The 8298-nt window shown below is 71.9% G+C and carries 5 protein-coding genes and 1 pseudogene; 4 read left to right on the top strand and 2 right to left on the bottom strand.

Annotation, left to right across the window (positions count from 1 at the left end; genetic code table 11):
* Positions 1–656, bottom strand: a 656-nt coding sequence (locus ND747_RS18715) for a hypothetical protein (RefSeq protein ID WP_251734999.1), incomplete at its 3' end; no start/stop codon positions are given.
* A 621-nt stretch (positions 657–1277) separates the two neighbouring features.
* Between ND747_RS18715 and ND747_RS18710 the strand changes: the two genes are divergently transcribed.
* Positions 1278–2822 carry a condensation domain-containing protein gene (locus tag ND747_RS18710; protein ID WP_251734997.1) on the top strand — a complete coding sequence of 515 codons (1545 nt, stop codon included), beginning with the start codon at positions 1278–1280 and terminating at the stop codon, positions 2820–2822.
* Positions 2823–2874: 52 nt separating this feature from the next.
* Here ND747_RS18710 and ND747_RS18705 read toward each other — a convergent pair whose 3' ends face one another.
* On the bottom strand, positions 2875–4494 hold the full coding sequence (locus ND747_RS18705) for a hypothetical protein (protein WP_251734995.1): 1620 nt from the start codon (positions 4492–4494) through the stop codon (positions 2875–2877).
* Positions 4495–5628: 1134 nt separating this feature from the next.
* Here ND747_RS18705 and dnaN point away from each other — a divergent pair.
* The 3 genes and pseudogenes from dnaN to ND747_RS18690 all read left to right on the top strand — a co-directional run.
* Positions 5629–6816 carry a DNA polymerase III subunit beta gene (gene dnaN, locus ND747_RS18700; protein ID WP_251734993.1) on the top strand — a complete coding sequence of 396 codons (1188 nt, stop codon included), beginning with the start codon at positions 5629–5631 and terminating at the stop codon, positions 6814–6816.
* Between the two features lies 1 nt (position 6817).
* Positions 6818–8029 (top strand): DNA replication/repair protein RecF, encoded by a 1212-nt coding sequence (recF, locus tag ND747_RS18695; protein WP_251734992.1) that lies wholly within the window; start codon positions 6818–6820, stop codon positions 8027–8029.
* Positions 8019–8298: pseudogene (locus ND747_RS18690) on the top strand (hypothetical protein); the annotation flags it as partial. The gene recF and the pseudogene ND747_RS18690, both read left to right, overlap by 11 nt.

Genomic DNA, 8298 nt, shown 5'->3' with positions numbered 1-8298 from the left:
CGCTGGCACCGGGCGGCTCGTCCGGCGGCGCGGGCGGTCCGCCACCGGCGCGGCAACGGAAGGTGGCCGAGGACCGGGTGACCGGTGAACTCGCGGTCGAAGTCGGCGGACAGCAGGGTCCAGTCCTCGGCGTAGCGCGGGCCGTCCGCCTCGGTCAACAGGTGGAAGCCCAGCACATGCAGCTCGCGCAGGTGGGCCGGGCGGTCGCGCCAGCCCGCCAGCAGCGCCGCGGCGGCAGGCACGGCCAGGGCAGTGGCGGTGAACTCCAGGAACGGGTCGGCTCCCACCAGGCCGGCGGCGTGCCACAGGGGTGCGAAGGCCGCGGCGTCATCGCGTCGGGCGGTGCCGCGCAGCGCGGCGACAGCCATCGCAAGCAGCCCGAGGCGCAGCAGCTCCGGGTCGGTTCGGCGCACCGCACAGGTGGCCATCCGCACCGCGAACGCCCGTAACGTCTCCGCCTCGACGTCCGGCCGGATCAGGTCGAGCAGTTGGCCGACGCCACCCGTGCGGCCGGCCTTGCGCAGCAGGGCGACGACGGCGACGTCCCGCTCGTCCGGGATCGGGAGGTCGGCGTAGTACCGGGCCCGGCCCCCGGTGAGGCAGACCAGATCCGCGAGTTCGAGGCGCTGCGATCCGGGTGTCCCGTCGTCGGGCATACCGCTCCTTCACCGCCGCACCGGCTCCGTCCGCACGCAGCTCCGTCCAGACCCAGGTGCCTCCGTCAATCCTGTGACCATCCTCTCATTTCTGTCGAACGATAACCAGATCTGCACTGTGCGTAATCGTCAGGGGGTGGCCATCTGCGGGTGCGGGGTAGGTCGCGGGTGACGGCGGGCCGCCGTCGTTGCTGCCGGGGGCCACGTGGCGAAAGGGCGGTGTCGGTGCATGCGGCTGACCGGCTGGTCCGGGCCGGCCACCGGCCGTCGGCGGGTCCGATCGGGGGATGCGGCGTGGGCAGTGATGTCACCGATGGTGGTGAACCGGCGGTGGATGTGTCGGGGACGGTGGTCCGGGCCGCGGGTGGGCATGACCTGTGGTGGGATCACACACTTTCCGGTGGTTAGGCTTAACTGGTTTCCCCGCTGACGGCGCCGGGCCATCACCATGTAGGTGCGGATGTCTGGAGGCCGCCGGGTGAATGCCACGGGCGTGAATACTGCGGGTGTGGAGCCGGCCGTCGTGGGGGTGCGGGTGTGGAGCTACGGGAGAAAGGCCGGCCTGCGGGAATGGGATGGGCGCACGGGAGCGGAGCTGTCACTTCGCCAATTCCGGATCGGGTGTTGACTCCAGGTGAACAGATTCTCGCCGCGTCGGACCGCGCGAGTGCGCCGCTGACCTGTGGGCTGCTCGTCCAGACCGATGGTCAGCTTGATCCGGGGCGGCTACGGGCGGCGGTCCGGGCGGTGATTCGTCGCCATCCGATGACGCGCGCAATCCTGTACGGCTCCCGCCAGCATGCCTGGCGTTTCGTCGCCGAACCGACGGCCGATCCGTTCGGTTTCGTCGACGACGGAACCGAAGGCTGGCGGGTGCACGAGGTGCTTTCCTCGGCACCGTTCGACCTGCGCCGCTTTCCGCCGCTGCGGGTCGTCCTCGTCCGCCAGCCCGATGGCGATCAGCTCAGCGTGGTCGCCCATCACCTGGCCCTCGATGGGCTGCGCGTGACCGGTCTGGCCACGGAGATCCTCGCCGCGTACCGGCAGTCACCAGGCGACTGGGGGCCGGCCGACGCGGCCGACGCGGCCGGTGGTGACGGCGTGCGGCGGGGAATGCCGGCCGGCATCCCGCCGGTGGTGCGGGCCGCGCCGTCACCGTGGTCCACCGTGGCCCGGCGCTCGGGGCGTTACGTCATCCCGCTGACCGCCGGGCGCGGCGACGGTTACGGCTTCCATCCCATGGTGATCTCGCTGCCGTCGGGGGACCGCACCCTGGCGGACGGGCGCCGCATGACCATCAACGACCTGCTGCTCGCCGCGGCGCACCTGGCCATCGACCGATGGAACACCCGCCGGGGCGGACCGACGGGCTGCCTGCGGATCCGGATGCCCATCGACCTGGCCGGGATGGCCGCCCCGGCCGGGGCACCGGTGTCGTCCACCGACTTCCAGGGCAATCACACCGGTCAGGCGCTCATCGTCAGCGAGGCAGCCGACCGTCGGGACCTGCCACGGCTGGCCGCCCGGGTCGTCGACCAGACCGTGGCGGCCAAGGGGGAGACCCCGCCGCCGGTACCCGGAGTGTCCGGGGCGCTCGGCGTCGCGATGGCCCGTTATGTGCCCGGGCCCTGGCGCTCCGCCCTGCTGCGCATGGGTGTCGCGGCCGCGCGACCGCTGCTCGCGCCGACCGCTGCGGTCAGCAATCTCGGCCGCCACGACGGTGTGGCCGGCCCGGTCGGCGGCGCCACCGTCTCGGGCGGGCGGTACCTGGTGGCGGTCGGGGCGGCCGGGCGGGCGGCTCTGCCCGGGCCGTCGGTCACCGCCGCCTATTTCACCGGGACCGCCGGCATGCCCCAGGGCCTGTTCCTCGGGGTGGTGAGCGTCGGTGGCACTCTGAACGTCACGGTGGGCTACCACCGGCAGATGTTCGGGCCGGGGTCCGTGCCGGCCTTCGCCGACCTGTTCCGGGCGGCCTTCGCGGAGCTGGCCGATCTGCGCGGGTCAGCTGCGGTGGTCACACCAGCGACGCCGGCAGCGCCCTCGGCACCGGGCCTTTCGGCATCCTCGGCGCCGGCCCCGGCACGGGAGACCGGTACCACCGACGGCCCCGTCCATCGCGTGGCACGGGTGACGTCGCCGCCGCGGGGTACTGTTCCGACCCGCTGACGTCCGACCCGCTGGCGTCCGACCTGCTGACGTCAGTGGTGGCTGGCGGGGCTCAGCGCCCCGCCAGCAGGACGTCCAGGTTGACGCGCAACAGCCACTGGTCCAGTTTGAACGGCGGGTACGGCCAGGCCAGGCCGTCGAGCACCATCTGGTTCACTGGCAGCCACAGGATCCGTCGGGACGCGTCGACCGCACCGCGGCGGACTCCGACGTACCGGGTGGATGGTCCGCGCAGCCGGGACAGGCCCACGTCGATCGGACGGTCGGTGCGGAAGGTCATCTGGTTGCCGCGACCGGACGGGCGGATCACCTGCACCAGGCCGTCGAGGCCGGCCAACAGGATCGCCCCGGTGGTCGGGTCGAGAGTCACGCTGCGCACCAGGCCACCCTGGTCGGTGCCGACCACCAGGTAGTCGGGTGGGTTGGCGACGCCCCAGGTGTCCACCGGCCAGTTCCCGGTCGCCGGGGCGCGGGTCACCAGGCCCCGTTCGCGGCCGAGCTTCGGGTAGACGGCGAGGGCCTCGGCGGTCAGGCCGTCGCGCTTGGTCCGGGCGACGTACAGGGTGCCGTTGCCGTCGAAGACCGCCGACTCCATCCGGGAGCCGTCCTGCACGGCGCGGACCGCGGTGCTGCGGGCCGTGATGGTCCCCTGGGACTCGCTGTAGGAGAACTCCTGGATGGGAAAGGGCTGTGTGCTGTAGTCGAGTCCCCGGGCGTCGCTGATCAGCACGAACCGCTCGTCGTCCGGCTCGCTGGTCGGGTCGACGCTGATCTCGCGCGGGTTGACCACGACCTCGATGCCCAGCGGTCGTACCTGCGGATACTGCCAGAACGCCCGGACCCGTCCGGTGGGGTCGATGACGAGCAGCGAGCCGTTGTCCGTGCCGCCGGTGCCCGTGCCCAGGTACTGCGCGATGACCAGATGGCCGCTGCGGGGCAGGCGGGCGATCGACGCCGGCCCGCGTGGTGAGCGTGGCTCCAGCGGGGACAGCGTCGGGAAGGCGCGGGCGGCGATGTTGGGCTGGGCGGAGGCCGCCAGTTCCGCCGCGGTGCGCGAGGCGGACGCATCGTAGACCCAGCGGCCGGAGTCCTTGTCCTTGCGCAGCTGACCGATACTCGGCAGTTCGCCGCCGGTGCGCACATCCCAGCCGTAGAACGGCATCAGGGAGGTGAACATCACCCGCTGGGAGTCGTCACTGCCGGGCACGACGAGCACGTCGGAGGTGTCCCCGCCGCCGACACCCCGGTAGCCCGGATCGAAGCGCGGCAGGGAGGTTCGACCCCGGCTCGAGGGAATGACCAGCCGGGTGAACCGCAGCGCCTCCGGCTCGAAGACCTCGAGCTCCATGTCGGTGCCGGTGAGCTTCGACTGGTCATCGGTGAACGGCGTGGTGGAGATGAACACCGTGCCGTCCTCGGCCACGGCCGACATGAACGCGGCCTGCCCGGGGCCGAAACCCCAACCGGGCACGTCGACGGTGCGGACCGCCGAACCGGGTGCACCGAGGTCGTTGAAGCTGTCCGGCGCACCGTAGATGGTCAGCAGGTCCTGCGGCACCTCGCTCACCGCCCCGGCCGGCTCCGACGGCCCCGCCGTCACCCCGCCGACCGCCCCGCCCTCAACACCCAGGACACCGAGCAGACCAACCCCATCCGGCTCGTCGCCCGCCACCCCTGCCCCGGGTGGGCGCCCGCCCAGCCGCTTCCCTCGGGCACCTGGCTGCAGCTGCCCCCACCGTGCGTACGGATCGCGGCGCCGTCGCGACCATGTTCCGCGACATCCCCGTGAACCGTGGTCGCTCAGCCCGGCTGTCACCGTGCCCAGCGACCACACATCACCCCGACCCTGGCCCCGACCGCGGGTGCCCCTGATCGACCCTGCCGGCTGGTTCGTGCGGTGCGGCGCCGTCCGTCCATCGTGGTCACGTTCCGCGACCACGACATCGAGGGTTGTTGGTGTGCAGGGTGCCCATGGGCCGCTGTGGGGGGACCGTGTCCGACTTGCCCCCCGCGACGACCCGGATGGACGGATCGTGCGTCAGGGTTGGCTACGGGGCGTGGTGGTGGCGGGAGTGGATTGCCGTCAGCGTGGGCGAGATGGTCTTGGTTGCGGAGAGTAGGCGGGTTCGCGGCGGCGGACGCAGGACGCCGGGTGTGGGCCGCGGGCGGACCGGGTGTGGGCCGGCGACCGATGTGGGCCGGACGTGGGCCGGTGGCCGGGGATGAGATTACAAAGTGGTCCACCCACAGCTTGTGGAAAAAGTTGTGGATAGTTAGCGATTAAATCGCCGAAGGGGCGGTGGACAGACTGTGGATAACTCGGGGATTCCGTGTGGAGGGACAGTGTGGTCCCTGTGGAAGCGCTCTGTCCCTGTGGATATCTCCTGCGGCAGTCCACAGCGGACCCCACAGGTTTTGCACCGGGCTTCAGGCCCTCTGACCTGCGAAAACTCGGGTTATCCCCAGTTTCCACACCCCCTACTACGGCGACTCTCAAGATCTCCCATTAAAAATTTAAGAACTGCAAGTACTAGGGGATGTGGAAAACTCGCCTCAAGATCGCGAACCGGATATGATCATGGATGGATTGGCTGACGATCATGATCCGTTCGACCGGCCCGGAAGAAGCGGCTGGGCCGTCGGGGTGGGATCGCCGGTACGGCTCAGGCGCGACCCCGTGGGCTCCGGCCGGGCGCTCGAGTCAGGGCCAGCCGCTCGTCGGTGGGACCTGGCACTCTGGGATGCTGGTCGGTGTTCCCAACGGAACGACGCCGAACGCCGGTGGGAGCGACAGGAGGGGCTAACCATGAAGTTCCGGGTCGAACGGGACGAATTCACCGAGGCGGTCGCGTGGACCGCCCGCACGCTGCCGAGCCGGCCGACCACCCAGCTGCAGGTGCTGTCGGGACTCCTGCTCGACGCCACCGGCCCGATGCTCAAGGTCGCGGCCTACGACTACGAGGTGGCCGCCCAGAGCACGGTGCACGCGACCGTCGAGGAGGAGGGACGGGGACTCGTCAACGGCAAGCTGCTCGCCGAGATCACCCGCGCCCTTCCCGCCGCTCCGGTCGACCTGTCCGTCGACGGCACCAGGCTCGTCCTGTCCTGTGGGAATGCCCGGTTCGCCCTCCCGATGCTGCCGGTGGACGACTACCCGACCCTGCCGGCGATGCCGCCCGTCACCGGGCACATCGAGGGCTCGGCCTTCGCGGCCGCCGTCTCGCAGGTCGCGATCGCCGCCGGCCGCGACGACACCCTCCCGGTGCTGACCGGCGTCCGGATCGAGATCGAGGGCGACACCCTCACCCTGGCCGCGACCGACCGCTACCGGCTGGCCGTGCGGACGCTGAAGTGGCGTCCCGCCGCCGAGATCGACGAGCTGGCCGACGGCGCGCCCCCGACCACAGTCGCCCTGGTTCCGGCCCGCACTCTGCTGGACACGGCGAAGTCGCTGTCCGGTTCCGGTGTCGAGGTGTCCATCGCGCTCGGTGCCGGGCCGTCCGGGGAGACGCTGGCGGGCTTCGCGGGTTCGACCCGGCAGACCACCACCCGGCTGCTCGAGGGGCAGTTTCCGCCGTTTCGCAAGCTGCTGCCGGACAGCTCGCCCCTGATCGCGCAGCTGGAGATCGCCCAGCTGCAGGAGGCTGTGCGCCGGGTGGCACTGGTCGCGGCCAAGACGGCGCCGGTGCAGCTGTCGTTCTCGCCGGACCATCTGGTACTCGAAGCCGGAACCGGCGGCGAGGCACAGGCCACCGAGACGCTGCCGGTCGGCTACGACGGCCCGGAACTGTCCGTCGCGTTCAACCCGTCGTACCTGCTGGACGCGCTGGGCGCGCTGGAGTCGGATGTGGTGCGGATCGGTTTCGCCAGCGCCGAGGATCCGGTCGTCGCCGCGAGCAAGCCGGCGATCCTCACCGGCAAGGCCGCCGCGGACGACACCGGCGAGCTGCCCGACTACCGGTACCTGCTGATGCCGATCCGGTTGAACGGATGACGTGCATCTCACCCATCTGTCCCTCGTCGACTTCAGGTCCTATCCGACCCTGGACCTGACGCTGGGTCCCGGAGTGGTCACGTTCGTTGGCAGTAACGGTCAGGGCAAGACGAACCTGCTCGAGGCCATCGGTTATGTCGCGACGCTGGCCAGCCATCGGGTGTCCGCCGACGCCGCGTTGGTGCGGGACGGCGCGCCACGGGCGGTTGTCCGGGCTCGGATCGTCCGCGGTGACCGGGCCGCGCTGGTCGAGCTGGAGATCGTCCCCGGACGGGCGAACCGGGCCCGGCTGAACCGGGCGCCGGTGGCGCGGGCGCGAGACGTGCTGGGCCTGCTGTGCACGGTGCTGTTCGCACCCGAGGATCTGGCCCTGGTCAAGGGGGATCCAGCTGGCCGGCGGCAGTTCCTCGACGAGCTGCTCGTCGCGCGTACCCCGCGGATGGCCGCCGTGCTCGCCGACTACGACCGGGTCGTCCGGCAGCGTTCGACGTTGCTGCGCACGGCCGGAGCCGCCCGGCGGGCCGGGGGCCGGGGTGATCTGCGCACCCTCGATGTCTGGGACGGATACCTGGCCACGCACGGCGCCGAGGTACTTGCGGCCCGGCTCGCCCTGGCTGAGGCGCTGCGGCCCGCGGTGGCCGCGGCCTACCGGGCGGTCGCCGGTGCGGAGGTTCCGGTCGAGCTTGCCTACACCAGCTCCATCGACTACCGCGGCGCGCTCGAGCCCAGCCCGCTCGAGCCCAGCGCGCCTGGAACTGGTGCGCCTGGAACTGGTGGCCCCGAGCCGGGCGCTCTCGGACCCGGTGGGGATCGGGCCCGGCTGGCGCAGGCCATCCACGACGCGCTTGCCGCGGCCCGGCCCCGGGAGATCGAGCGCGGCCTGACCCTGGTCGGACCGCACCGTGACGACCTGGCGCTTTCGATCAACGGCCGGCCGGCCCGCGGTTATGCGAGCCACGGCGAGTCGTGGTCACTCGCGCTTGCGCTGCGGCTCGCCTCGTTCGAGCTGCTACGCGCCGACGATCGCGAACCGGTGCTGCTGCTCGACGACGTCTTCGCCGAACTGGACGCCCGTCGCCGTACCCGGCTCGCGGAACTGGTCGCCCCCGCCGAACAGGTGCTGGTGACGGCCGCCGTCGAGGCGGACGTGCCCGCCGAACTCGCCGGCACCCGCTACACGGTCACCGACGCGCAGGTGCAGCGTGTCGACTGACCCGCCCGCCGACGCAGGCAACCACCCCGTGGACCCGACCGGGCACGGCGCGGGTGCAGCCGTCCCACAGGGGGCCGACCTCGCCCGCCAGGTGCTCGCCCAGGCGAAGCGGGATGCGCGGGACCGGGCCCGGGGACGACGTCCGACCGCCGATCCGCACCGCTCCTGGACCGGTGCCGGAGATCGGACGGAACCGGGGCGCGCAGGTACAGGCGACGCAGGGGGGGTCGGTACCGCGGGTGCCGCGGGTCCCGCGGGCGGCGCGGCGG

It is taken from the genome of Frankia sp. R82 (assembly GCF_023716925.1).
In the GTDB taxonomy this organism is placed as follows: domain Bacteria; phylum Actinomycetota; class Actinomycetes; order Frankiales; family Frankiaceae; genus Frankia.
The sequence above is the reverse complement of the archived record's forward strand: the minus strand, read 5'-3'. Positions and strand labels throughout refer to the sequence as shown.